The sequence below is a fragment of the Aquimarina sp. Aq107 genome, assembly GCF_943733665.1.
GTDB lineage: Bacteria > Bacteroidota > Bacteroidia > Flavobacteriales > Flavobacteriaceae > Aquimarina.
The window spans coordinates 5,317,250-5,341,511 of sequence record NZ_OX030782.1 but is presented as its reverse complement, the minus strand read 5'-3'; the positions used below and the strand labels follow the sequence as shown (position 1 = coordinate 5,341,511).

General features: G+C 30.3%; 24 protein-coding genes and 1 tRNA gene. 23 read left to right on the top strand and 2 right to left on the bottom strand.

Annotation, left to right across the window (positions count from 1 at the left end):
- The first annotated feature begins 244 nt into the window (after positions 1–244).
- The 6 genes from NMK29_RS23135 to NMK29_RS23110 all read left to right on the top strand — a co-directional run bounded on the left by NMK29_RS23135 (position 245) and on the right by NMK29_RS23110 (position 5,115).
- On the top strand, positions 245–2,125 hold the full coding sequence (locus NMK29_RS23135; protein ID WP_108804964.1) for a tetratricopeptide repeat protein: 1,881 nt from the start codon (positions 245–247) through the stop codon (positions 2,123–2,125).
- A gap of 49 nt (positions 2,126–2,174) precedes the next feature.
- Complete coding sequence (locus NMK29_RS23130) at positions 2,175–2,459, top strand: hypothetical protein (protein WP_108804963.1); 285 nt, start codon at positions 2,175–2,177, stop codon at positions 2,457–2,459.
- Between the two features lie 101 nt (positions 2,460–2,560).
- The gene (locus NMK29_RS23125; RefSeq protein ID WP_108804962.1) at positions 2,561–3,403 is read left to right on the top strand and encodes a multiheme c-type cytochrome; all 843 of its coding nucleotides are present in this window, start codon (positions 2,561–2,563) and stop codon (positions 3,401–3,403) included.
- A 179-nt stretch (positions 3,404–3,582) separates the two neighbouring features.
- Positions 3,583–3,900: a thioredoxin gene (gene trxA, locus NMK29_RS23120; RefSeq protein ID WP_027394894.1), complete on the top strand. Its 318-nt coding sequence runs from the start codon at positions 3,583–3,585 to the stop codon at positions 3,898–3,900.
- Positions 3,901–4,025: 125 nt separating this feature from the next.
- Positions 4,026–4,955 (top strand): DUF58 domain-containing protein, encoded by a 930-nt coding sequence (locus NMK29_RS23115; RefSeq protein ID WP_108804961.1) that lies wholly within the window; start codon positions 4,026–4,028, stop codon positions 4,953–4,955.
- An 86-nt stretch (positions 4,956–5,041) separates the two neighbouring features.
- Positions 5,042–5,115: transfer RNA gene (locus NMK29_RS23110), tRNA-Asp, on the top strand.
- A 543-nt stretch (positions 5,116–5,658) separates the two neighbouring features.
- Here NMK29_RS23110 and NMK29_RS23105 read toward each other — a convergent pair.
- Positions 5,659–6,159 (bottom strand): DUF456 domain-containing protein, encoded by a 501-nt coding sequence (locus tag NMK29_RS23105; RefSeq protein ID WP_108804960.1) that lies wholly within the window; start codon positions 6,157–6,159, stop codon positions 5,659–5,661.
- A 152-nt stretch (positions 6,160–6,311) separates the two neighbouring features.
- On the opposite strand from NMK29_RS23105, the gene NMK29_RS23100 reads away from it, so the two are divergent.
- The 15 genes from NMK29_RS23100 to NMK29_RS23030 all read left to right on the top strand — a co-directional run bounded on the left by NMK29_RS23100 (position 6,312) and on the right by NMK29_RS23030 (position 20,698).
- Positions 6,312–6,734, top strand: a complete 423-nt coding sequence (locus tag NMK29_RS23100; protein ID WP_108804959.1) for a hypothetical protein — start codon at positions 6,312–6,314, stop codon at positions 6,732–6,734.
- A gap of 320 nt (positions 6,735–7,054) precedes the next feature.
- On the top strand, positions 7,055–8,935 hold the full coding sequence (locus NMK29_RS23095; RefSeq protein WP_108804958.1) for a M56 family metallopeptidase: 1,881 nt from the start codon (positions 7,055–7,057) through the stop codon (positions 8,933–8,935).
- Between the two features lie 27 nt (positions 8,936–8,962).
- Entirely contained in the window at positions 8,963–11,065 is a 2,103-nt protein-coding gene (locus NMK29_RS23090; protein WP_108804957.1) for a peptidylprolyl isomerase, read from the top strand.
- Between the two features lie 39 nt (positions 11,066–11,104).
- Positions 11,105–11,476: a BlaI/MecI/CopY family transcriptional regulator gene (locus tag NMK29_RS23085; RefSeq protein WP_108804956.1), complete on the top strand. Its 372-nt coding sequence runs from the start codon at positions 11,105–11,107 to the stop codon at positions 11,474–11,476.
- Positions 11,457–12,656 (top strand): tetratricopeptide repeat protein, encoded by a 1,200-nt coding sequence (locus NMK29_RS23080; protein WP_108804955.1) that lies wholly within the window; start codon positions 11,457–11,459, stop codon positions 12,654–12,656. The genes NMK29_RS23085 and NMK29_RS23080 overlap by 20 nt, the downstream gene beginning before the upstream one ends.
- Positions 12,657–12,775: 119 nt before the next feature.
- On the top strand, positions 12,776–13,255 hold the full coding sequence (locus NMK29_RS23075; RefSeq protein WP_108804954.1) for a hypothetical protein: 480 nt from the start codon (positions 12,776–12,778) through the stop codon (positions 13,253–13,255).
- Between the two features lie 36 nt (positions 13,256–13,291).
- Positions 13,292–13,849 carry a crossover junction endodeoxyribonuclease RuvC gene (gene ruvC, locus NMK29_RS23070; protein ID WP_027392999.1) on the top strand — a complete coding sequence of 186 codons (558 nt, stop codon included), beginning with the start codon at positions 13,292–13,294 and terminating at the stop codon, positions 13,847–13,849.
- Positions 13,846–15,183: a hypothetical protein gene (locus NMK29_RS23065; protein WP_108804953.1), complete on the top strand. Its 1,338-nt coding sequence runs from the start codon at positions 13,846–13,848 to the stop codon at positions 15,181–15,183. The genes ruvC and NMK29_RS23065 overlap by 4 nt, the downstream gene beginning before the upstream one ends.
- A gap of 22 nt (positions 15,184–15,205) precedes the next feature.
- A complete protein-coding gene (hemW, locus tag NMK29_RS23060; protein ID WP_108804952.1) occupies positions 15,206–16,342 on the top strand; it encodes a radical SAM family heme chaperone HemW in 1,137 nt (378 codons plus the stop codon).
- A 39-nt stretch (positions 16,343–16,381) separates the two neighbouring features.
- A complete protein-coding gene (locus NMK29_RS23055; RefSeq protein ID WP_108804951.1) occupies positions 16,382–17,134 on the top strand; it encodes a cyclase family protein in 753 nt (250 codons plus the stop codon).
- Entirely contained in the window at positions 17,131–17,487 is a 357-nt protein-coding gene (locus NMK29_RS23050) for a DUF4260 domain-containing protein (protein ID WP_108804950.1), read from the top strand. Before NMK29_RS23055 ends, NMK29_RS23050 begins: the two co-directional genes overlap by 4 nt.
- 1 nt (position 17,488) lies before the next feature.
- On the top strand, positions 17,489–18,103 hold the full coding sequence (locus tag NMK29_RS23045) for a DUF4230 domain-containing protein (RefSeq protein WP_108804949.1): 615 nt from the start codon (positions 17,489–17,491) through the stop codon (positions 18,101–18,103).
- Positions 18,104–18,107: 4 nt separating this feature from the next.
- Positions 18,108–18,509 (top strand): GNAT family N-acetyltransferase, encoded by a 402-nt coding sequence (locus NMK29_RS23040; RefSeq protein WP_108804948.1) that lies wholly within the window; start codon positions 18,108–18,110, stop codon positions 18,507–18,509.
- Positions 18,500–18,856: an MmcQ/YjbR family DNA-binding protein gene (locus NMK29_RS23035; RefSeq protein ID WP_108804947.1), complete on the top strand. Its 357-nt coding sequence runs from the start codon at positions 18,500–18,502 to the stop codon at positions 18,854–18,856. Before NMK29_RS23040 ends, NMK29_RS23035 begins: the two co-directional genes overlap by 10 nt.
- 72 nt (positions 18,857–18,928) lie before the next feature.
- Positions 18,929–20,698, top strand: a complete 1,770-nt coding sequence (locus NMK29_RS23030) for a DNA mismatch repair protein MutS (RefSeq protein ID WP_108804946.1) — start codon at positions 18,929–18,931, stop codon at positions 20,696–20,698.
- On the opposite strand, the gene NMK29_RS23025 is transcribed toward NMK29_RS23030, so the two are convergent.
- Positions 20,675–21,535 (bottom strand): AraC family transcriptional regulator, encoded by an 861-nt coding sequence (locus tag NMK29_RS23025; RefSeq protein WP_108804945.1) that lies wholly within the window; start codon positions 21,533–21,535, stop codon positions 20,675–20,677. The two genes, NMK29_RS23030 and NMK29_RS23025, sit on opposite strands and share 24 nt — an antisense overlap.
- A gap of 138 nt (positions 21,536–21,673) precedes the next feature.
- On the opposite strand from NMK29_RS23025, the gene NMK29_RS23020 reads away from it, so the two are divergent.
- Both NMK29_RS23020 and NMK29_RS23015 read left to right on the top strand, forming a co-directional pair.
- Complete coding sequence (locus NMK29_RS23020) at positions 21,674–22,594, top strand: dihydrodipicolinate synthase family protein (protein ID WP_027392990.1); 921 nt, start codon at positions 21,674–21,676, stop codon at positions 22,592–22,594.
- A gap of 83 nt (positions 22,595–22,677) precedes the next feature.
- A complete protein-coding gene (locus tag NMK29_RS23015) occupies positions 22,678–24,261 on the top strand; it encodes an aldehyde dehydrogenase (NADP(+)) (RefSeq protein WP_108804944.1) in 1,584 nt (527 codons plus the stop codon).
- The last annotated feature ends 1 nt before the right edge of the window (position 24,262 follow it).

The following is a 24,262-nucleotide window of genomic DNA, read 5'->3' as shown; positions in this document are numbered from 1 at the left end:
GATGGACAAAGTATGGACACTTATTAAAAATTAATGAGTTACAAAAATTTATAACCCTTTACCTAATTGTAAGTTTACCGTAAATATTCTCTAATGTTTTCAATGGCTTACGCGATTCGTAATAAAAAAGAAAATCGATTTTAAGAGCCTTTTAATGAAAAAAACATCTGTTTTCTAAATGGACGGAACCATCTTATTCCATTAATTATTTCCTAACTTAGATGGAAACTAAATAATCATTTTCATGAAGTTCTCTACTTTCATTCTATTCATATTTCTTTTTAGTCTTCAAAATATATACAGTCAAAATGATAAAAAATTAGATAGTTTGCTAAAAGCATATCACTCGCATAAGGATGATTCAGTCAAAGCAATTACAATTAATTTATTATTTAACCACTTCCTCTATAATAATCAGGAAAAAGCAAAAAAATATGCACTAGAACAATTGGAGCTTTCAAAAAAAATTGATTTCTCTAAAGGAATAGCTAAAGCTCTTAACAATTTAGCTGTATATTATAGTAATACCGATAAGGTTGACTCTTCAAAAACATTTTACTTAAAATCTCTCAAAATATATGATCAGAATCAAAATTTTGATGGCATAACCGGTGTAAATCACGGAATTGCAATTTTAGAATACTCTTCTGGAAACTATCAAAAGGCAATTGAACTTTTGAATGAAAACATTAAAATTTATACAACCAAATTAAACGACTCTTCGGGACTAGGTATGTCTTACGATTTTATAGGCTCAATAAATTTATATCAAGGAAATTATAATATAGCACTAAGAGAAACCTTAAAAGGTTTACGAATATTTGAGCAAATTAATGATGAAATTAGAAAAGCTGATGCTTTAAATCATTTAGCCAGTATAGAGGCTTACTTAAAAAACTATGATAAATCCATAGAATATAATAAGCAAGCACTTACTATTTACAAAGAAAAAAACGACAGATTATACGAATCTCAAGCATTAAATGATATTGGCAACTCATATTTTTATCTAAAAGATTATGAAAATGCAATTAAATACCTAAACAAAGGTTTACCTATTTCTAGGGAAATGGGAGTAACTACCTTAGAAGCTACAATTTTGAATAATCTTGGAAAAGCCCATACAGGAATAAAACAATACAAAAAAGCAATTACCTATCTTGATCAAAGTTTATCTATATTACAAAAAACAGATAATAAAAATAAAATTATTGAAGTATTAAATGATCTGGGTAAAACATATAATTCTATAAATAATCCGATTAAAGCAAAGGCTTTTTTAAATAAATCTATAAAACTAGCTACAGAAATCGGTGTAAAAGGAAACCTACAAATAGGCTATTTTAATAGATCAGAATCCTATGAAAAGCTTGGGGATTTTAAAAATTCATTAAGTGATTTTAAAAATTTAAAAACAATAAGTGATACCATATTCAATACTAAAAAGTCACAGCAGATAGAGGAACTCAAGATTATATATGAAACCGAAAAAAAAGAAGCTGCGATTGCTTTGCAAAAAGAAGAAATAAAAAACCTAAACCAACAGGTAGAAATCAGCAATCTTCGTAAAACATTATATGCTGGAGGAATGATCTCGTTTATAGCTGTCTCTGGATTACTATTCTTCGGATTCAAACAACGAATAAAAAAGAACAAAATAGAGCGCGAAAAACAAGAAGAAATTTACAAACAAGAAATCGAATTTAAAAAGAAAGAGCTTACTTCGCAAACGCTACACTTAGTGCAAAAAAACAGCTTTATTCAGGAATTAAAAGAAAACCTAGAACGTATTAAAAATTCACCAGAACTTTTTAAAGTAGAATTCAGACGTTTGGTATTATTATTAAAAAAAGAAAGCGCAGAAGACAAAGATTGGGAAGTGTTTAAATCTTATTTCGCAGATGTGCATAACAACTTTGATAATAAACTCAGGTCAATCTACGCGGAAATTTCTGAGAAAGAAATACGACTAGCTTCTTTTTTAAGAATGAATCTTACTACCAAAGAAATAGCTACTATGCTCAACGTTTTACCAGATAGTGTATTAAAATCAAAATATCGTTTAAAAAAGAAACTGAATTTAGACAAAGAAACGGATCTATATCAATTCTTGAACAGCTTATGAAGTTATTAAACATTAAATTACCCTATCTTGTAATAGATTCTAAAATTTCATGAAAAAACGTACTTTATACATAGCTAGTATAATTACTATTATTGTGGGTATGATCAGCTATTTCGCTTTTTATATAAAAAAGTCAGATAACACTAGTGAATATATCGCCATTACTCCGATTGCTACTCATATCAACGGAATGGATTTTATAGACTCTGCTACTTGTGTAGAATGCCACGCTCAAATAGTTGAAGATCATTATAAAACTGCACATTTCAATTCTTTGCAACCTGCAAATGAAACCACTATTAAAGGTAGTTTTGACAAAATAAAAACACACTAAATCTAAACGACAAGGTCACTTTTAATTTTACTAAAAAGGATTCTGGGTTTTATCAAGAACCTGTATTTAATAATCAAAACACTCCTTTTTACTCCGCCAAAATGGATATTGTGGTAGGCTCAGGAACCAAAGGACAATCATATTTAATGTGGAATAACAATAATTTATTGCAACTACAGGCATCTTATTTTACTCCCACGGATAGTTGGATTAATAGCCCTGGAGCTCCAGATCAACTAGCTCCAGCAAGACCCGTATTAGAACGTTGTTTAGAATGTCACACTACATACGCGCAAAATATTACGGGAGACAAAAACAGCAATCAATTTCACAAAGAGAACTTAATTTATGGTATTGATTGTCAAAGATGTCACGGCCCTGTAAAAAAACACGTGGTATATCATAAACAAAACCCTACGGACAAAATTGCTAAACATATTATACAATACGGTTCTTTATCACGGCAGCAAAGATTAGATGCATGTGCGCTATGTCATTCTGGATTGAGAACAGAAACTACAGAACGTGCATTTTCTTTTGCAATTGGAGATACATTAAAGAAATTTTCATTTCCTGATTACGATGAGTCCAGTTTAAAAAACCTTGATGTACATGGAAATCAATACGGTTTACTAAAAGCAAGTAAATGTTTTACAAATAGCAATTTTCTTGATTGTACTACCTGCCATAATCCTCATAAAAAGGAAAGAGGAAACATCTCTTCATTTAATCAGAAATATATGGATTGCCATACATCGTTATCAAAACCAATCAATTGTTCTGGTGATAAAAATGAAATTAAAAAAATGGGGAATAACTGTATCCAATGTCATATGCCTTTAGTAAAAAGCAAAACGATGAAGATACAGATTTCAAAAAATGAAGAAATTTCTGTTGATGTTAGAACACATCTTATAGGCATCTATAACCTAAAGAATAATTAACCAGTAAATAAAAGAATAAAAACAATTATTAAAGTCAGAATAATTTAATAGTATATTTGGGTATCAGCAAATTCAATACCCCTATAGTCAAAACTAATATTATGACTGTAAGCTTTGGGAGAATTATTGACTAATTTTGTGAAATTAAAAATGAATAAAAATTTAAACAATAAATAACTATGGCATTAGAAATAACAGATGCTACTTTTGATGAAGTAGTACTTAAGAGTGATAAACCGGTATTAGTTGATTTTTGGGCAGCATGGTGTGGTCCTTGTAGAATGGTAGGTCCTATCATCGAACAAATCAGCGAAGAGTATGATGGAAAAGCAGTAGTAGGTAAAGTAGATGTAGATGCAAATCAAGAATTTGCTGCAAAATATGGAGTAAGAAATATCCCAACTGTATTAGTTTTTCAAAATGGAGAAGTAGTTGGTCGCCAAGTAGGTGTTTCTCCTAAGAATGTTTATGCAGAAGCTTTAGATTCTTTAATCTAAGAAAGTATATTTTCTATAAAAAAAGGGTAGACGGATTGTCTACCCTTTTTTTATAGAAAATAAATTAGTATCCGTATATTGTTTGAATTATTAAAAACAAATACTCTTAATAAAAGCGGGGGATGATGAATATCCAAAATGAAATTAACAAAACCGGAGGTTTTACTAATCTTGAACTTTTAGCTAAACAAGTGGTAGAAGGTTTTATTTCTGGAATGCATAAAAGTCCTTTTCATGGATTCTCTGCGGAATTTGCAGAACATAAAGTATACAATAACGGAGAAAGTACAAAGCACATAGATTGGAAACTATATGCGAAAACAGATAAATTATTTACTAAAAGGTATGAAGAAGAGACCAACTTAAGATGTCATATTATTATTGATAATTCTTCTTCAATGCATTATCCAGAGATTAAAGAACATCATTTAGGATCGCTAAATAAAGTTAGTTTTTCGGTACTGGCAACTGCTTGTTTAATGAATATACTCAAAAAACAACGTGATGCTATTGGATTAAGTATTTACAGTGATACTTATGATTATTATTCTCAAGAAAAAGGTAGCGAGAGGCATCATCAAATGCTTCTGAGCAAGTTAAGTCAAATTGTAACTTCTACTCCAACTTCAAAAAATACCGATACCTATACTTTTTTACATCAAATTGCAGAAAAAATCCATCGTAGATCTTTGATTTTCTTATTTACAGACATGTTGCAGGCCACGTCAAGTCCCGAAAAATTATTTGAAGCCTTAAGACATCTTAAATATAACAAACACGAAGTAGTGCTGTTCCATACCTTTGATAGCACTAAGGAGCTAAACTTTGATTTTAATAATCGTCCTACCAGATTTATAGATGTAGAGACTGGTGAGCACGTAAATTTATATGCAGATAATATTAAAGAAAATTATCAAAAAGCAGTCGCATCTTATTTTTATGAACTCAAGTTAAAATGTTCACAGTATAAAATAAAATATGTAGAAGCTGATATTACAAAAGATTTTGACAAAATTCTCACAACATATCTTGTTGAAAGGCAGAAATTTGTATAAATCGACAAAAAATAAACTAAAAAAAGTTGAAAAAACATTTGCGGGTTTTAAAATGAGGTGTATATTTGCATCCGCAATAAGGCAATGGTCTGGTAGTTCAGTTGGTTAGAATACCTGCCTGTCACGCAGGGGGTCGCGGGTTCGAGTCCCGTCCAGACCGCAAATTGCAAAAGCTTCAACTAACATTGAAGCTTTTTTTTGCAATTAACGAAGTTGTGTTGTCCCATGCCGTTTGCATGGGTGGTTTAGTAAACCAATGAGAAGCTTTTCCTGAAAATGGAGAGGCTTTTTTTAATTTACATACTTATTGTCCTTCTAAAACCTACAAAATAGAAGGAATAAAATCATAAAAGCCACTTTAAAACTTGTAATACGATATCTTATATTCCAAAAAAGGAAAAATACATCCTTATCATGAGACAATGATGTTAAATTTAACAATTGTAGTATTAAACCTACTAAATTTAATAAAAATGTATATTTTTTTGTTAAAATACATTTTTTAACAGACAAAATACACAATTAATTTGGTAGAAAGGTTTTTTTTTACTATCTTTACAAAGTGAAAATGAGTTAGTACTTTCATTATCCCCAAGATGAAAGTTTTTATAAAAGTGAGTTTTAATTTTAGAATAAGCCCCTAAATTAAGATGATTTGTGTGAAGAAAAAGAGCGTGGAGACGCTCTTTTTTATTGTTTATAATTAAAACAATTCTCCCCAATACTCCCAAACCTTATTTATATATAATATCACAAAAGCTACGGATACTATAAATTTTACAAAGGTACCAGCAAGAAAACCAAGAAAAGAACCAAAAGCTGCTTTTAAGGCTTTAGAAGAATCGTTACTATCTTTTATAAGTTCACCGATGAATGCTCCCGCAAAAGGCCCTATAATAATCCCTAATGGACCTAGAAACAATAATCCTATGATAAGCCCCACAGAACTACCTATCATCCCATACTTGGTACCACCAAAATGTTTGGTTCCCCATGCAGGCACTATATAATCAAGTACCCAAACTACTAATGCTATTGCTAATGTAATCCCAAGAAACGTCCAGTTTTGAGGGATAACCTTAGTAAAATGTAATATCAAAAGACCTACCCAAGAAGTAAAAGGTCCTGGCAATACTGGTAGAAAGCTACCAATAATACCTACTAAACATAAAATAAACCCTATTATGACTAATGCTATATCCATTGTAATTTATTAGACTATTAAAAAGGTATATTGTTACTGTAATATTACTTTTTTAATCTAATCCTTAAAGTTGTATTAACACTTAAACTTATTACAAGGTCTAAATTTGTAGGAAAATAAAATACTTTTATCAACCTATTCTACCCCCAGAAATGAAAAAGTGTATTCTTATTACTACAATTATGATTTTTACTGGATTTTTTGTGTGTTCCCAAAACAATCCTACAACAGTTAATTGTAAAAACAAAACTATTGAACGTGTAAGAAAACATTGTGTATGTAAAGATATAGAACAATATGCTAAAAATAATTATGATGTTATATCTGTCTCTTCATACGCGCAATCTGGACTCAATCGTATTTACACGAGATTTAACATTTCAAATGATGGTCAAATCAATAATATTCAAGTAAAAGGGTTTTCTCCAGAATTAGAAAAAGAAGCTATTAGGACATTGATGTCATTTCCTGATATAATTCCAGCATCCGACCTATCAACATCAGTAGCAGATTCTAAGGAATTCTATACTATCCTAATACAATTTGAGGTAAAAAATACTATTACCAATCTATAAATAGAATGCAGTATACCTTACATTGCATTATTTAGTTTTTGAAACCGCAATTGGATAAAATCAAATATCCATAGAAATCATCTATAAAATCCAAGAATAACAATCCGTAGCGAAATTTTCATATTTTTTTTAACTAAAAATTTAGTTAAAACAAAAAAATACATATATTTGTCATTCAACTAAACTATTAGTTGAACAGATATAGTTATCTAAAAAACAATATTGGGGTTGTCAACTTGAGTCTGATATATTCTTTTTAAACACGAATATTCAGACTCTGGATTGGCTAATACCTTAACTGTTTTACTAAAAAAGAAAATATGTTTTATTACCTCCTCCAAATCTTAATATTCCAGCTAGTTTTTCTTCTGATATATGACATATTACATAAAAAAGACACTTTCTTTAATTGGAATCGTCTATATCTATTAATAGTTCCTTTCTTATCTCTAATATTACCTTTTATTGAAATCGATTTTCTAAATTCAAGTACTACAGAAGCTTATGTTTCTACTATTGAAAGAACAATTAAAGCAACTACTACGCGTACTATCTTAAATACAACCACGACTAAGGACAACACTGATACTTTTTCTGATTCTACCAATTGGTGGTTAATAATTTACGTAATAGGAATAGCCATCAATGTTGTACTTCTGATACTCAAATTTCATAAACTTCATATACTGCGAAATGTTTCTAATATTTCTAAAGCTTTTGACAAAAGAATAGTAATACTCCCTAATAGCTCTCACGCATTTTCATTTTGGAATACCATTTTTTTAGGAGATTCTTTAACAGAAGAAGAAAAGAAAAACATTATTTCTCACGAACTAGTTCATGTAAATCATAAACATACTATTGATCAAATAAGTATCGAAATATTAAAAGTATTATTATGGTGGAATCCATTAATATATATCTATCAAGCACGTATCACACTACTTCATGAATATATAGCTGACTCAGTTACTATACATAAAGTAAATCAAAGAAATTATATAGAACAGTTACTTAATTCTGCTTTTCAAACAGAAAAAATAACTTTTATCAATCAATTTTTCAATCAATCATTAATCAAAAAACGAATACTTATGTTACAAAAGTCCCAATCAAAATCTATTGCCAAATTTAAATACCTATTATTAATACCAGTAATTACAGGAATCCTTACCTACACTTCTTGTAAAGATGAAAGTACCTCTAATCCAGAAAACCCTGCTATAGTAGAAGGAGAGACCACTGATATTAATGAAAAAATAACAACTAGTAATCAGCCTTCCTGTCTTAACAAAGGTTCTAAGTATGATTATACGTTAGATAATTACTTAAAAATTACAAATGGAAAAAATGCTGATATAATTGCCAAAATTGTCTCTTTAACTACAAATGAAATTATTAGAACAGCTGTAATATATAAGTCACAAATTCATTTTATACGAAACATACCTCAAGGTTCATATCGAGTAGATGCCATTTATGGACATCAATATAAAGAAGAGGAAAAAGATGGTTATTGTTCGGGGAGTTTTGCAACAGAGCTTATTTCCGAAACTGGAGAAGACGTTCTCGATTATAATGTTATCATAAATGAAAAAGGAAAAAACGTTCCATCATACTCATTAGCACTTAATCTACTTCCAGAAAATTTAAAAAAACAAAATGATTATGCGCTAGAAACCATTAATAAAACCGGTAAAGAAAAAACAGAACAATCTGATCAGGAAATGCTCAAAAATGCTCAAAAATTGGCTGAAAAGTATAACAAGGAAGCTCATGCTAACATCCCCAATGATATATCCAAAAAAGAAGCTGAGCCTTATTGTGCAAATTATGATGAATCCAGATATGATTATAAATTAGATAATTATCTAAAATTAACCAATGGAAAAAATACCGAAGTAATCATTGATATTGTTAACTTAGAAACACTGAAAAGTACAAGAACTGTTCATCTACCTAAGGACACTGAATACTTTGTTAGAAATATCCCAGAAGGCACTTATAATCTTAAAATTGTATATGGAGAAGGTTATAAAAAAGAAGAAAAGAACGAAAAATGCGTACTTTCGTTTACCAACAAAAAAATAGAAGAAGAAGGCCAAGATATCCTTGATTTCAATACAGTTATATCCCCACAAGGTCTTAATGTACCATCATATGCTATGACTTTAGACATGTTGGACGAACATACACATTAATAGAATAAACTATAAATACTAAAAGATATGCTTCAATATTGTATTCAAACCATATTATTTCAGTTAATATTTTTATTAGCGTACGACTTGTTTCATAAAAAAGATACTTTTTTTACTGTAAATAGAGTATATCTTTTGGTTACTTCTGTACTTTCTTTAACATTACCCTTCATTAAGGTAAAAAGCATACAAGAAACGATCCCAGACAACTATGTAGTTAACTTACCAACTGTTTTTATTGGCGAAAGAATTTCTGACAATACAGTGGAAATAGCAAATACTGTTTCTTCTGCATCTTTACAGATAAATTGGTGGTTAGTTCTTTATACAATCGGAATTTCTGTAGCCGTGTTCTTGTTTATTAAAAAAATACTAATCATTCGTTCTTTAAAACAAAAATCTTCTAAAGGGATGATCAATAAATTCCCTGTTAGAATATTACCTGATAGTAAAGATGCCTTCACTTTTTGGAATACTATATACGTTGGAAATGAATTATCGGAAACAGAAAAAAATAAAATTCTAATTCATGAGATCGTACATTTAAAACAAAAGCACACATTAGATCTAATTTGGTTCGAAATAATCAAAATCCTTTTTTGGTTTAACCCATTGATCTATATATACCATTCTAGAATCATCACTTTACACGAATATATTTCTGATGCATCTGCCATTAGACAATTAGGAAAGAGAGCATATTATGAACAATTACTTAATTCTAATTTCGAGACTAAAAATGTAAAGTTTACTAATAATTTCTTCAATCATAAATTACTTAAAAAAAGAATCATTATGCTTCAAAAAACGAAATCAAAATCAAATGCTAAATTAAAATACTTGGCAATTGTGCCCTTATTGATTGTTATGCTTACATTCACTGCTTTTTCTCAAAAAGCTGTTGCTATTGCAAATATTTCATCCGAAAAAATAACAGATGAGATTAAAGAATTGACAAATTCACTTTCTAATAAAGAAGATGACCTCAAAGTTATTGAGGAAGAAAAAAAGGCTCCGACAGAAACTAAAATAAATGATGATAATCAGACAACTGATATTATTGAAACTAGTCCAAAAGAAGAAGAAATACAGATCCAGCAACAAATAAAAACAATCAATAAGGATTCTTTATCTAAGGTTGATCAAAAAATCGTTGATAGACTTTTAGAAATTAAAAACGATATTATTCAAAATGGTAAAAGCTTTGCAAGTAGAGCTGTGCTATATTCAGAAGATCCCGGATCCAAAGGTAATGGAGGATTATATTTTGTGCAAAAAGACACTCCTTTTCATGAAAATTTTAAAGCTGTCGCTTTCAGTCTAAAAGAAGGTGAAATCTCTGAACCTTTTAGAACATCTTTTGGATGGCATTTATTAACCGTTGATAAAATAAAAAAAGATGGAGTAGATGTAAGACATATCTTAATTTTAAGAGAACAAAACATTCCTTATGCAGTAGTAGAAAAGGTGCCAAAAACACAGAATTGCAAAGGACTTACAAATAATGAGGAAATTAAAAAATGTGTCTCTGACGAAATCAAACAATTCGTAAATAGAAACTTTAATGTAGGCATTGCTAAGTACATTGGTTTAACTGGAGTAAATCGAATTTACGTACGGTTTAAAATAGATACTTTAGGAAATGTTACAGAAGTTGAATCTCGTGGGCCAGCGATAGAATTAGAAGAAGAAGCTAACAGAGTTATTGCTTCATTACCTAAGATGATCCCAGGAGAGGCTAAAGGAGAAAAGGTGAATGTCTTGTATTCTCTGCCAATCGTTTTTAACATTGAAAATGATTCCAAAAAAGTATTAGAAAAACAAAATATCGTACATCCTAATCAGAAAGAAACAGTTCTTACCGAAGATTTGTCATACGTTGGAGGACATGATATACAAAATGGATACTATCTCATAACCAATATTTTTAAACATAAAAACTATCTTGATAAAGGAATAGCCAGATTAAAAAAACAAGGTTTTCAACCAAAGTATTTTAAAAATCCAAAGGACTCATACCTATATCTATATTTAGAAAAATACGACTCTCTAGATGAAGCCAAAGCAATGTTAACTTCTGATATGAATGGACAATACACAGGAGATTTATATATACTAAAAATCCAATAATAAACTAAACGTAAAAAATAAATACATAGAGTCAAACAAATGAAACAACTCACCAAAGCAGAAGAAGAAGTAATGCAGCTTTTATGGCAACTCAATGAAGGAAATGTGGCTGCTATTATCGAACAAATGCCAACACCTAAACCGGCATATAACACTATCTCTACTATCATTAGAATTCTGGAAAATAAAGAGTTCGTATCTCACCGTAAAGAAGGAAAAGGATATGTTTATTTTCCTTTGGTAAAAAAAGAGGAATACAGCAATCAATCATTGAATAAATTAATGAACAATTATTTTAATGGTTCTTTTAGAAATATGGTATCCTTTTTTGTGAAGAAAAATGACATGAATATGAACGACCTCGAAACCATACTTAAGGAAATCAATAAAGATGATAATAACGATTCTTAAAAACCTAAAATATCTTTTTTGCATCCTAGTCGCCTTAACTTTTATAAAAGTTGAGGCTCAAGACGCTCAGCTAAAAATTGCAGACAGTCTTTACGCAATAGGAAACTTTTCTGAGGCTATACATAATTATAAAAAAATTCCTGCTAAGGATGACTATATACTTCTAAAAATAGCTAAAGCTCATAAAGCAAAAGGTACTTATAAGGATGCCTTAAATTATTATGAAAAAGTAATTCTAATGAACACAGAATTACTTTCGGCAAAATTAGAATATGCTAAATTACTGATCTCTACTAATCAATTTAAAAAAGCAGATAGTGTATACTCAGACTTGGTTGCTAAACATAATGATAATCCAAATTTCCAATATCGTTTAGGACTCGCCAAGAAAAAATTGAAAGATACTACTGCAATAACATATTTTGAAGAAGCCTTTAGACTAGATAGTACGCATCAGAAAAGTTGTTTTGAAGTTGCAAAACATTATCTTAAAAAACGAAAATACATCAAAGTAGAAGATATTGCCAATAAAGGACTAGCATCTTATCAAGAAAACCCAGAGTTAATTAATGTAATTGCACAAAACTATCTTTTAAGAAAATACTACTCAGAAGCTATACCATATTTCGAAAAACTTATTGAGTTAAATCATAATAACGAATTTGTTCACGCTTCTCTAGCCTTATGTTATCATAAAGATTATGAATATAAAAAAGCTATTGAACAATATCTACAGGCCTTAACATTTAATAATCAAGTCCCTTTAAGGTATACCCGATTAGCTCAAGCCTACACTTCTATCAAAAAATATGATGAAGCTCTAATTAGTTATAAAATGGCATTAGAACTTAAGGATCTTCCTATTGATAAAGACCTATATAACATTGCTATGACATATAGGCATAAAGAAGAATGGGAAAATGCCATTAAGCATATGAAATTATCTATTAAAGAAAACCCAAATTATCACAATGCGCAATACCAGCTGGCAACTTTTGCCGATGCCTATTATAAGGACCCTAAAGTAAAGCTAAAGTATTACACTGATTGTCTAAAAAAACTAGAAGCAAGTAAAGAGGACAATACATTCATCAACTTTCTTAAACAAACTACCAATAAAAGGATTAGACAACTCGAACAAGAAATCGAGAAAACTAAAAATAATATTGAAAAAAAATAAATCCATTTACAAAAGTAAAAGAGCATTCTTATCACATTGGTATTAACCTTCTGAAAAAAAACTTTAATTTTATGCGCTTAGAAACACTTAAGTTCTTTTATAGCTATTAAAATTAATCAATGATTAAAAGGTTTTATTATATATCTGTTTTAATTTTTACATTATTTTCTTGTGACAACTTAGTGATCAAAAAAGAGAATCAAGAACAAGTTTTAAAGGAGAAATGGAATGAAATTGACAAAAATCAAGTTGAAGAACCTCCTCTATTTGATGACTGTAAACACCTTTCTGGAGAAGAAATGGAGCGTTGTTTCCATAACACCATAAATGAACAAATAGGAAACTATCTCCAAGATCAAACAATTAAAGTAAAAGAACCTATTAACGATACCATCTGGGTTCCTCTGTTGATCACCAAAAATGGAGATATTATTCTTGAAGACTTTTTAGTTCCAGATATTATAACATCTCAGATTCCAGATTTTAAAAACATTATAGAAGAAAGTATTGATAATCTTCCTGATGTAGAACCTGCTCATACCAGAAGTACTCCTGTAAACACAAGATATAAACTTCCATTAGTAATTCGTATTAATTAAGCTTACATTCCTTAGTTTTGTATAAATTGAAAGCTATTGGAAAGTGAAAAAATAATATTAGGTATTGATCCTGGAACTACCATCATGGGATTTGGTTTGATCAAAGTTGTTAAGAAAAAAATGTCTTTCTTACAACTTAATGAGTTACAACTTAGCAAATACGACGATCACTACGTAAAGTTAAAACTTATCTTTGAGCGTACAATAGAACTCATAGAAACATATCACCCAGATGAAATAGCTATTGAAGCCCCATTCTTTGGTAAAAACGTACAATCTATGCTTAAATTAGGTCGTGCACAAGGAGTTGCTATGGCAGCTGGATTAAGCAGAGAAGTGCCTATCACAGAATACTCTCCAAAAAAAATAAAAATGGCAATTACCGGGAATGGTAATGCCAGTAAAGAACAAGTCGCTAAAATGCTTCAAAGTCTTTTAAAAATCAAAACGCTTCCTAAAAATCTAGATTCTACAGATGGATTAGCAGCCGCTGTTTGTCATTTTTATAATATGGGTAGAGCAGATATTGTAGGTAAAAGCTATACTGGTTGGGCAGCGTTTGTAAAACAAAACGAGAAACGAGTTAAGAAATGAACTTTATAGATACTCTTTTATGGCTTGAAAATCTAGATAAAGAAAGAGAATTTCTTGTAACTGAAAATACATCAAATAAAAAAGGACGGTTTTTAATAAAAAAAGAAGCTGAAGGTCTTTGCTTTAAACTTGGTTTTCCTATTGATGAATCTTTCTTTCAGAAAGATTCAAAATTCTCTTTGACAGACAATAAAGTTAATTTAAGAATAAATAATTTTATTCTTAAAGGCATACTCCCTGAAACAAAATTTGAAGGATATATTTTTGAAAGTAAAAACTTTGATAGTGAAAAAAAAAATTACTACAGATTATTAACTAGGTTAAATAGCTGGTTTTATTTGGATTTTTTAGAAAAAAATAAAAAAGAATTTAAAGTTGTTTTAAATAACATTGAATTCAGTATTAGTCAAAAAATCTTTAATAGTAATAGCAAAAGCTATCTATTAATTGAGTCTTTTGATATTTTAACCCTAGAAGAATTTAAGCATATCACTAATAGTATCTTATGGTCGGTTGGTTTTTTAAAAGGTCATTGTATTAGAGAAGAACAGATATTCTTTCAATCGGAAACTTTGAACTGGGATCAAAATGTTAACTTTTTTTCAAGACTGTCCTTAAAATCAAAAATACTTGAGAAACCAATTACTAACACTACAGGCGAATATCGTGACTTTATCGAAGATGAAAATTTCGATTTTGATACTATAGATTCTAAAATGAGTGATAAAAGCCTTGAAAAACTCATTAGTTTACTTAACGCAAATCATAATACTTTTGGAGCTATCGTACTTCTTTTTGAATCGTTTAATAATTCTTACACCACAAGACCCTCAACACTTTTTATTGTTTTAGAAATCTTGATAGAAGAAATATCCAAAGTCATAAATCCACAAAAAATTAAGGCAATTAATGTTAGAGATAATGCTATAAAGACAATTGAAAAATACAAAAGTAAAATTAAGCTTGACGACTATAATTTATTGAAGAAATCTATAAATGAGATTGATAAAAAGCTTTCACAAAATAATATCAAAATCGAAAGTGTTTTTAAATCACTGCAGGTTACTTTATCAGTTGAAGAAAGGGTAATAATTGGAAAACGTAATAAATTTTTTCATGGAAAACTTATAAATGATCTTTTAACCATTAAAAATGAAGAGGATTACACCAAAATAGAAAAAGAATATCAATATTTGACTTATAGATTGTATACAATGATTTCAAAACTGATTCTAAAATTTATCGGTTTTGAGGGATACATTATTAATCATTCCAAGCTTCGAGAAAAACATTACGAAAAAAATCTTGATGAAGATTATTTTATTAAAATATAATTAACTCTAAAAACTTAAAGTCATCAGCGGTATTTACATACATATTCCATTTTGCAAACAAGCATGTCACTATTGTGATTTCCATTTCTCTACCTCTGGTAAAAAGAGAGATCAAATGGTTTTTGCGTTATGTAATGAGATCAAACTAAGAAGATCAGAAATTGATGATCATCAAGTAATTGAAACTATATATTTTGGAGGTGGAACTCCAAGTATATTATCTGTTTCTGCTTTAAAATTCATTGTCGATACTATTTATGAAAATTATCTTGTATCCGATACTGTAGAAATTACTATAGAGGCCAATCCCGATGATCTTACAGAAGCGTATATAAAATCATTAGCTTCTACCGAAGTAAATCGTCTTAGTATTGGTATTCAATCATTTTTTGATGAAGATTTAAAACTTATGAACCGAGCTCATAATGACAATGAAGCTAGGACCTGTTTATCGATAGCGAGTAAATATTTCGATAATATCTCAATTGATCTGATTTATGGTATTCCAGGAATGTCTTCAGAGCGATGGCAAGAAAACTTAAAAATAGCCTTAGAAACTAATGTTCCTCATATCTCAAGCTACGCTCTAACTGTAGAACCCAATACTGCATTATCATCATTTATCGAAAAAGGAGTCATTGCTCCAGTAGAAGACGAACTAGCACAAAAGCATTTCAATATTTTAGTAGATACCATGGAAAAAGAAGGTTTTGAATATTATGAGTTTTCTAATTTTGGAAAACCTGGATATTTTAGTAAAAACAATACTGCATATTGGCAAGGCAAACATTATCTAGGAATTGGTCCTTCTGCACATTCGTATAATGGCAAAGAACGTAGCTGGAATATCAAAAACAATATAAAATATATCAAATCACTGCAGGAAAACAAAATTCCAAGAGAAATTGAAGAATTAACCACTACTGACAAATACAATGAATACGTAATGACGGGACTAAGAACTATTTGGGGAGTTTCTCTTCAAAAAGTTGAAGACGATTTTGGACTTACATATAAAGAATATCTACTAAAACAGGCTCAAAAACATCTAGATGAACATCTCTTGTTTCTTGATGGAGATATATTAATTGTTACTAAAAAAGGAAAGTTTTTAAGTGATGGGATTGCAAGTGATCTTTTCTTGTTAAATTTAGGGTAACTAGTTTCTTTAAAATTAAACTAGTATAAGTACAACTTCATGATTACTACTATACAATACAAAGAATGTCTTTACAAAATAGATCTCTCTAAGCCTTTAGATATTTCAATTCTATTAAGAGGAACCCTTGATAATGTAAACGCATGGTATATACCTGCTCCAAAAATTGAACCTGTTACAGATGGAAATTGGATTGGTAAAGTTTCTGAAGGTGCCTCTACGAATTTTAATAATATCCATTTTAACCCACACGGACACGGAACGCACACCGAATGTGTTGGCCATATAACAACAGAGTTCTATAGTATCAATGACACCTTAAAACAATTCTTTTTTACTGCGGAGCTTATTAGTGTAAGTCCAGAAAAAAAAGGTGAAGATTTTGTGATTACGAAAAGTCTGCTCCAAGAATTCATTCATTATAATACAGAAGCTCTAATTATCAGAACGCTTCCTAATCTAGATGAAAAAATTAGCAAACAACACTCTCATACTAATTGGCCCTATTTATCAGAAGATGCAGCGATATATATTCGAGAACTGGGGATAAAACACCTATTAATTGATCTACCGTCTGTGGATAAAGAAAAAGATGATGGCAAATTATTAGCTCATAAAGCTTTTTGGAACTATCCAAAAGCAACAATATTTGATGCTACCATTACCGAAATGGTATTTGTTAATAATGATATTAAAGATGGAGATTATATTTTAAACCTTCAGATTGCCTCTTTTGAAAATGATGCTTCTCCTAGTAAACCAATTTTGTATAAAATATTAGAATCCTCATGAAATCGACTTTACAATTAGAAGAGCTAGCTATGCTTGGACTAGGAATTTATTTATTTAGCCTATTACCCTTTTCTTGGTGGTTATTCTTGGCTTTATTTTTGATTCCGGATATAGGGATGCTAGGATATGCGATTAATAATAGAATAGGTGCCTTTTCATATAATCTATTTCATCACAAAGGCCTCGCTATTTTGATTTACCTCGTAGGAATGTATTATTCAAACGAATTTATACAACTCTGTGGAATTATTTTATTTTCGCATGCTTGTTTCGATAGAATTCTAGGGTATGGTCTTAAATATGAAAAAGGTTTTAAATTTACACACCTTGGTGAGATAGGTAAAAAGAATTAGTATGGAATTATTATTTATTGGATTGTTAATAGGTTCTGTTTTGGCATATTTTATTTTTGCCAGATTTAATGTCATAAAAAAAAGAGCAGGCATACAAACACAATCTACCATCTTAATGGAAAAAATCAGAAGTGTTTGTAAACTTGTTACTGTAGAAGGGGATTTTGCAGAAATCTATCACTATGAAAGTGTAAAAGAAAAATTCTTTAAAACCATTAGAGGAAAGAAAAAAGCTTTGATTCTAATTGATGCCAAAGCACATGTTGGTTTTGACCTTTCTAAAATAAAAATGGAAAGTGATACAAAAAACAAACAAATCATACTAACACAATTCCCGAAACCAAAACTTCTTACAATAGAAACTGATTTTAAGTATTATGACAAAAAGGAAGGTTGGTTAAATCCAATGACATCTAATGATCTAACAGATATAAACCAAGAAGCTAAACAGTTTATTATTGATAAAATCCCAGAAAGTGGATTAATAGAATCTGCAGGAAAAGAATTACTTACTGTTATATCGCTTATGGAAACAGTAGCAGAATCCATAGGATGGACATTAGACTACTCTGCTTTAGAAGTCAATAATGATGCTGACACAAAACTCTTAAACTAGAAAGATGAATGTTATAATTTCTACCGAAAAATCAAAATTAGACATTGATTTTATTCATCAATTTTTAACGACCGCATACTGGGCAAAAGGAAGAACAAAACAAGAAGTAATAACCAGCATAGAACATTGTCTTACTTTTGGCGTTTATATTAATGACAAACAAATTGGTTTTGCGAGAGTATTAACGGACTACACGGTTTTTGGATATCTTATGGATGTTTTTATTGCAGAAAACCATCGCGGAAAAGGGTATTCGAAAAAATTAATTGAAGCAATTATGGAGCATCCGGATTTACAAAAAGTTAATCGATGGATGCTAGCCACTTCTGACGCGCATGGATTATATAAACAATTTGGATTTGATGCACTATCTAATCCAGACATGATTATGGCAAAATGGATATAGAAACTTTTAGAGATTATTGTTTATCAAAAAAAGGAGTAACAGAAGAATTCCCTTTTGATGAAACTACCTTAGTTTTTAAGGTAATGGGCAAAATGTTTGCGCTAACTGGATTAGAAAGACATCCTTTTAGTGTAAATCTAAAATGTGATCCTGATAAAGCTATTGAACTAAGAGAATATCACTCAGAAATCAAACCAGGATACCATATGAGTAAAAAACATTGGAATACTGTTAACTTTTCTGGCAGTTTAGCTACTAATATGTTATGTGAATTAATAGATCACTCTTATGCGTTAGTAGTAAGTGGTTTAACAAAAAAAGTAAAGCAAGAATTAGAAAATCTTTAATATTAAAACTAAAATAGAGTACGATAAAAAACACTCATTTTTTTATCAATATCTCTATTTCTATAACATACAATGAATAATCCTCAACAATTCTATAACACACAAATAAACACTTATAGCCTATCTCTAAAAAAGGTAAAAAAACAACTAACTCTTTCTAGTACAATTAGACTTTTTGTCTTCTTAGGTATCATAGCCGGTATCTATTTTGGGTACCCAAATACGCAGATTATTGTTGGAAGTATCGTAATAGGAATTGCTCTTTTTATTGTAATGGTTAATCGCCATACCAATTTATCTTACACAAAAAATAAACTACAGAAGTTAATCGATCTTAACACATTAGAAATTGATGTTTTTGGTGGAGATTACAGTAAATTATCTAAAGGAAAAGAATTCATAGACCCTTCTCATAAATATAGCCATGATATTGATTTATTTGGAGATAGATCTTTCTTTCAATATACAAATAGAACAGCCACTGCAGCAGGAAAGAACAAATTAGCACATTTATTAAGAAGTAATAACATAAATAACATCAATGACAAACAAGAAGCTATAAAAAACTTGGGGAATCTAGCAACTTGGCGACAGGAATTTAGTGCTATTGCCTCACTTGTTGATGTTTCTGCTTCAGTATCTACAATTCGACAGTGGTTACAAAACTATGTCCCATTTGTTCCTAAAATAATGAAGGTTCTTCCTACTATTATTTCATCTATTTCTGTAGTGTTACTGGTATTATTATTCTTGGAAATTATTACTTTCCAAATGTTCTTAATTTGGTTTTTTATTGGTTTAGGAATAACAGGATCTCAACTAAAAAAAATCAATAGCTTATACAATGAAGCAAATAAAGTAAAAGATACTTTCGAACAATATTATAAACTAGTAGATAAAATTGAAAGTAGCAGTTTTGATTCAACCTTGCTTCAGGAAAGACAGCAGAACGTAATTAACGAAAAAGAAAAGGCATCACTCATACTAAAACAATTTGCAAGTATTCTTAATGCTTTAGACCAAAGAAACAATATGATGTTTGGTGTTTTTGCTAATGGTCTTCTTCTCTGGGATATTATGCAATGCTATCGTATAGAAAAATGGATTGCCACGCATCATCACAAAGTAGATCAATGGTTTGAGGTTATTGCCTTTTTTGACGCCTATAACTCATTAGGGAATTTTGCTTTTAACAATCCTGGTTATACATATCCAGAATTAATTAAAGAAGGTACCATCATTAACGCTAAAGAACTTGGACACCCAATGCTAAAAACAGCAAAACGGGTTGATAATGATATTATAATCAACAAAGAGGAATTTTTTATCATAACCGGAGCTAATATGGCAGGTAAGAGTACATTTCTTAGAACTGTAGCGTTACAAATTGTAATGTCTAATATTGGATTACCTGTTTGTGCTCAATCCTGTGTATATCGACCTATTAAGTTAATCACTAGTATGAGAACCTCGGATTCTCTAAGTGATGATGCTTCTTATTTCTTTTCTGAGTTAACACAACTTAAAAAAATTGTGGATGCACTACAAGACGATGAGTACTTTATTATTTTAGATGAAATTCTGAAAGGAACAAATAGTAAAGATAAAGCAGCTGGATCTCGAAAATTTGTAGAAAAACTAGTCAAGGCTCAAGCTACCGGAATAATAGCAACACACGATTTAAGTCTATGCGAAATCGCGACAGAATTAGATAAGGTGAAAAACAGATTCTTTGATGCGCAAATCATAAATGATGAGTTATATTTTGATTATAAATTCAAAGATGGTGTTTGTCAAAATATGAATGCTTCTTTTTTACTAAACAAAATGGGAATCGTGTAATCTCTTTTTGTATGTAGACGGAGTAACTCCTTTTATTTCTTTAAACTTTCTATTAAAATTAGATAGATTCTTAAAACCACTATTATACGATGCTTCTGATATCGTTATTTCAGTTTCTTTGGATAAAAGTCTACAGACATTTTCAATTCGAACCTCAATCAAAAACTGAAAAAATGTTTTATTAGTACGTTGTTTAAAATAGCGACAAAAAGCGTTTGGTGTCATATTAGCAAGGCTTGCCGCTTCTTTTAATGAAAAATCTCTATTAAACTCATTCATTACAACTTGAAAAACAGTAGCCATTCTTTTTCCTTCATTATCTGTATATGCTCTTTTAGAAATAAATGAAGATATTGTTTCTACTTTAACCGTTTTTAAAAGTTTTAATATTTTCAGAAAAACCATAAAACGATCTAATCTATCTTCTTTTTTTAAAATTTTGAGAAACTGTTTTTTTAGCTTTTGTTTTTGCGAAAGCACTTTAATCCCATATACAGAGCTTCTAAAAAAATGATTTAAACCTTCAAACTCTGGTAGGTCAAAAAACATTTTACCAAAGGATTCTTTAGTAAAAAAAAGAGAAATCATATAAGATTTCTCAGCAGATTCTGAACTTTGTAATACATGCGGAACATTACTCCCAAAAACCAAAATATCATTTGGTTTGTAATCAGCAATGGTATCACCAACAATTAAGTTACCTTCTCCAGAAATAATAATAGAAATTTGTATTTCTTCATGCTGATGAAATTTATCATATAAGACAATTTCCTTATCTTCTTGAACAATTAAAGTATCCGTGGAAGATTTGGGTATTTTAAAGGGTAAGGCTTTCATTCATAGCAGTATCTACATCAATATTAATCATAATTAAGTAAATTATTACAATATGAGATAATATAGTATCATAATGAGATAATTTTGAAATATACACTTGATAAAATTGACAATATATTTGAACCAAAATTATAAGCAATGACTATAGATTGGAAAGGCGTTATGCCAGCAGTTACTACAAAGTTTACAGACGAAGACACTTTGGATTTATCAATGTTTACTACTAATATCGAAGCACAATTAAATGCTGGTGTTCATGGAATTATTTTGGGCGGAACATTGGGAGAAGCAAGTACATTAAACAATATGGAAAAAAGTACTCTCGTAAAAACTACCGTAGAAATTGTTAAAGACAAAGTCCCTGTTATTATCAATATTGCAGAACAAAGCACAAAAGGTGCTATTGAAGCTGCTCAAAAAGCAGAAGAAGATGGCGCTAATGGTCTTATGATGCTCCCTCCGATGCGATATAAAGCTGGAGATAGAGAAACAGTTGTTTATTTTAAAGAAGTAGCTAAAAACACTGATTTACCCATTATGATCTATAATAATCCTGTAGATTATAAAATTGAAGTTACGTTAGATATGTTCGAAGAACTTATCAAATTTGACAACATACAAGCAGTAAAAGAATCCACCAGAGATATTTCTAATGTTACACGTATAAAAAATAGATTTGGAGATCGATTAAAAATCCTAAGTGGTGTAGACACTCTGGCTCTAGAAAGTTTACTAATGGGCGCAGATGGATGGGTTGCTGGATTAGTTTGTGCATTTCCAAAGGAAACAGTAGCAATCTACGAACTACAAAAAGCAGGACGAATTAAAGAAGCAGTAGAAATTTATCGTTGGTTTTTACCATTGCTAGAGTTAGATATAAATCCTAAATTAGTACAAAACATTAAGCTAGCAGAGGTTGCTACTGGAATTGGAACAGAAAACGTAAGAGCTCCAAGACTTCCATTAATTGGAGAAGAACGTCAAAATGTTTTACAGGTCATTGAAAATGGATTAAAAACAAGACCAGTACTACCAAATTACAAATCTTTGGTCTCTTAACAGAACACAAACAATTCTAGGAGAATAAAATCCTCCTATTATAGATTAAATTATTATAACACTAACTCACTAATTTGTCATTAATGATAAGCGGTAAAAACTACATTGGTAATCAACTTTCAGCAGAAAGTACCAAAACATATAAAACTTTTAATCCTAAACTAAATCTAGAAAATGAAACTATTTTTCATGAAGCTTCTTCAGAGGAAATAGAAAAATCAATATCTCTTGCTGCAGATGCGTTTGAATCATTTAAAAAAGTGTCTGGTCTTAAAAAATCGGAGTTTCTTAATACAATCGCAGACGAAATCTTGAAACTAGATCAAACACTTATTAATACATATATGTCCGAAACTGGACTGCCAGAAGGAAGAGCAAAAGGAGAACGCGGCAGAACAATCGGTCAGTTAAGAATGTTTGCAGAGTTAGTTGCTAATGGTTCTTGGGTAGAAGCTACAATTGATACAGCAAATCTAGAACGCAAACCAATCCCCAAACAAGATATTCGCAAAATGCTAGTTCCTCTGGGGCCAGTAGTTGTTTTTGGAGCTAGTAATTTTCCTTTAGCTTATTCTACAGCCGGTGGAGATACTGCTGCTGCATTAGCAGCTGGATGTCCGGTCATTGTAAAATCGCACCCTATGCATGCGGGAACTGGAGAACTAGTAGCTTCGGCTATTATAAACGCCGCTAAAAAAACAGGTATGCCCAATGGAGTATTCTCTAATCTTAATAGCTCTGGAATCGAAGTTGGGACTAGACTGGTTAAGCATCCAAAAGTAAAAGCTGTAGGATTTACTGGAAGTATAAAAGGAGGAAGGGCTCTTTTTGACTTAGCATCACAACGGTCAGAACCAATACCTGTATTTGCAGAAATGGGAAGTATAAACCCTGTTATTCTTTTACCAAAAGCAACAACTTCTAAAGGAGCAGACCTTGCGAAAACCTATGCACAATCAATTACACTAGGAACTGGGCAGTTTTGTACAAACCCAGGTTTAATCCTTGGAATAAACGGTGAATCGCTTGATAATTTTATAAATACTTTATCTGAAGAAATTATAAAGATTGAACCATCTTGTATGCTACATCCAAATATCATTGGTAACTATGAAAAGAACAAAACTAATGCGATACAACAAAAAGGCTTAATTATAACTGCTAATTACGAAAGTGACGTAGCCGTTAATCACGCAAAACAAACTATAACTACAGTAGAAGGAAAAACATTTTTAGAAAACACTACATTACATCAAGAAGTATTTGGTCCATTTTCTATGATTGTACAATGTGAGGATATAAAAGAATTAGAAACCGTAATTACTAATCTAGAAGGACAACTTACAGGAACTATCCTTGGTGAAGATGATGAAATTGAAATGTATTCTCCCATAATAAACGCATTACAAAATCGCGTGGGAAGAATAATTTTTAATGGCGTGCCTACAGGTGTAGAAGTGTGTCCTTCTATGCTCCATGGTGGTCCATATCCGGCTTCTACGGATAGTAGATTTACAGCAGTTGGTATTCATTCTATTAAACGTTGGGTACGACCGTTTAGTTATCAAAGTTGGCCAAATAACTTGCTACCAAATGAACTTAAAAACGAGAACCCTTTACATATTTCTCGATTAGTAGATGGAAAACAAACTCATGATCAGATTTAAT

Bases quoted from the DNA above. Each gene is read 5' to 3' on its own strand.
- NMK29_RS23135 (WP_108804964.1), top strand. From the start codon at position 245: ATGAAGTTCTCTACTTTCATTCTATTCATATTTCTTTTTAGTCTTCAA.
- NMK29_RS23130 (WP_108804963.1), top strand. From the start codon at position 2,175: ATGAAAAAACGTACTTTATACATAGCTAGTATAATTACTATTATTGTG.
- NMK29_RS23125 (WP_108804962.1), top strand. From the start codon at position 2,561: ATGGATATTGTGGTAGGCTCAGGAACCAAAGGACAATCATATTTAATG.
- trxA (WP_027394894.1), top strand. From the start codon at position 3,583: ATGGCATTAGAAATAACAGATGCTACTTTTGATGAAGTAGTACTTAAG.
- NMK29_RS23115 (WP_108804961.1), top strand. From the start codon at position 4,026: ATGAATATCCAAAATGAAATTAACAAAACCGGAGGTTTTACTAATCTT.
- NMK29_RS23105 (WP_108804960.1), bottom strand. From the start codon at position 6,159: ATGGATATAGCATTAGTCATAATAGGGTTTATTTTATGTTTAGTAGGT.
- NMK29_RS23100 (WP_108804959.1), top strand. From the start codon at position 6,312: ATGAAAAAGTGTATTCTTATTACTACAATTATGATTTTTACTGGATTT.
- NMK29_RS23095 (WP_108804958.1), top strand. From the start codon at position 7,055: ATGTTTTATTACCTCCTCCAAATCTTAATATTCCAGCTAGTTTTTCTT.
- NMK29_RS23090 (WP_108804957.1), top strand. From the start codon at position 8,963: ATGCTTCAATATTGTATTCAAACCATATTATTTCAGTTAATATTTTTA.
- NMK29_RS23085 (WP_108804956.1), top strand. From the start codon at position 11,105: ATGAAACAACTCACCAAAGCAGAAGAAGAAGTAATGCAGCTTTTATGG.
- NMK29_RS23080 (WP_108804955.1), top strand. From the start codon at position 11,457: ATGATAATAACGATTCTTAAAAACCTAAAATATCTTTTTTGCATCCTA.
- NMK29_RS23075 (WP_108804954.1), top strand. From the start codon at position 12,776: ATGATTAAAAGGTTTTATTATATATCTGTTTTAATTTTTACATTATTT.
- NMK29_RS23065 (WP_108804953.1), top strand. From the start codon at position 13,846: ATGAACTTTATAGATACTCTTTTATGGCTTGAAAATCTAGATAAAGAA.
- NMK29_RS23055 (WP_108804951.1), top strand. From the start codon at position 16,382: ATGATTACTACTATACAATACAAAGAATGTCTTTACAAAATAGATCTC.
- NMK29_RS23050 (WP_108804950.1), top strand. From the start codon at position 17,131: ATGAAATCGACTTTACAATTAGAAGAGCTAGCTATGCTTGGACTAGGA.
- NMK29_RS23045 (WP_108804949.1), top strand. From the start codon at position 17,489: ATGGAATTATTATTTATTGGATTGTTAATAGGTTCTGTTTTGGCATAT.
- NMK29_RS23040 (WP_108804948.1), top strand. From the start codon at position 18,108: ATGAATGTTATAATTTCTACCGAAAAATCAAAATTAGACATTGATTTT.
- NMK29_RS23035 (WP_108804947.1), top strand. From the start codon at position 18,500: ATGGATATAGAAACTTTTAGAGATTATTGTTTATCAAAAAAAGGAGTA.
- NMK29_RS23030 (WP_108804946.1), top strand. From the start codon at position 18,929: ATGAATAATCCTCAACAATTCTATAACACACAAATAAACACTTATAGC.
- NMK29_RS23025 (WP_108804945.1), bottom strand. From the start codon at position 21,535: ATGAAAGCCTTACCCTTTAAAATACCCAAATCTTCCACGGATACTTTA.
- NMK29_RS23020 (WP_027392990.1), top strand. From the start codon at position 21,674: ATGACTATAGATTGGAAAGGCGTTATGCCAGCAGTTACTACAAAGTTT.
- NMK29_RS23015 (WP_108804944.1), top strand. From the start codon at position 22,678: ATGATAAGCGGTAAAAACTACATTGGTAATCAACTTTCAGCAGAAAGT.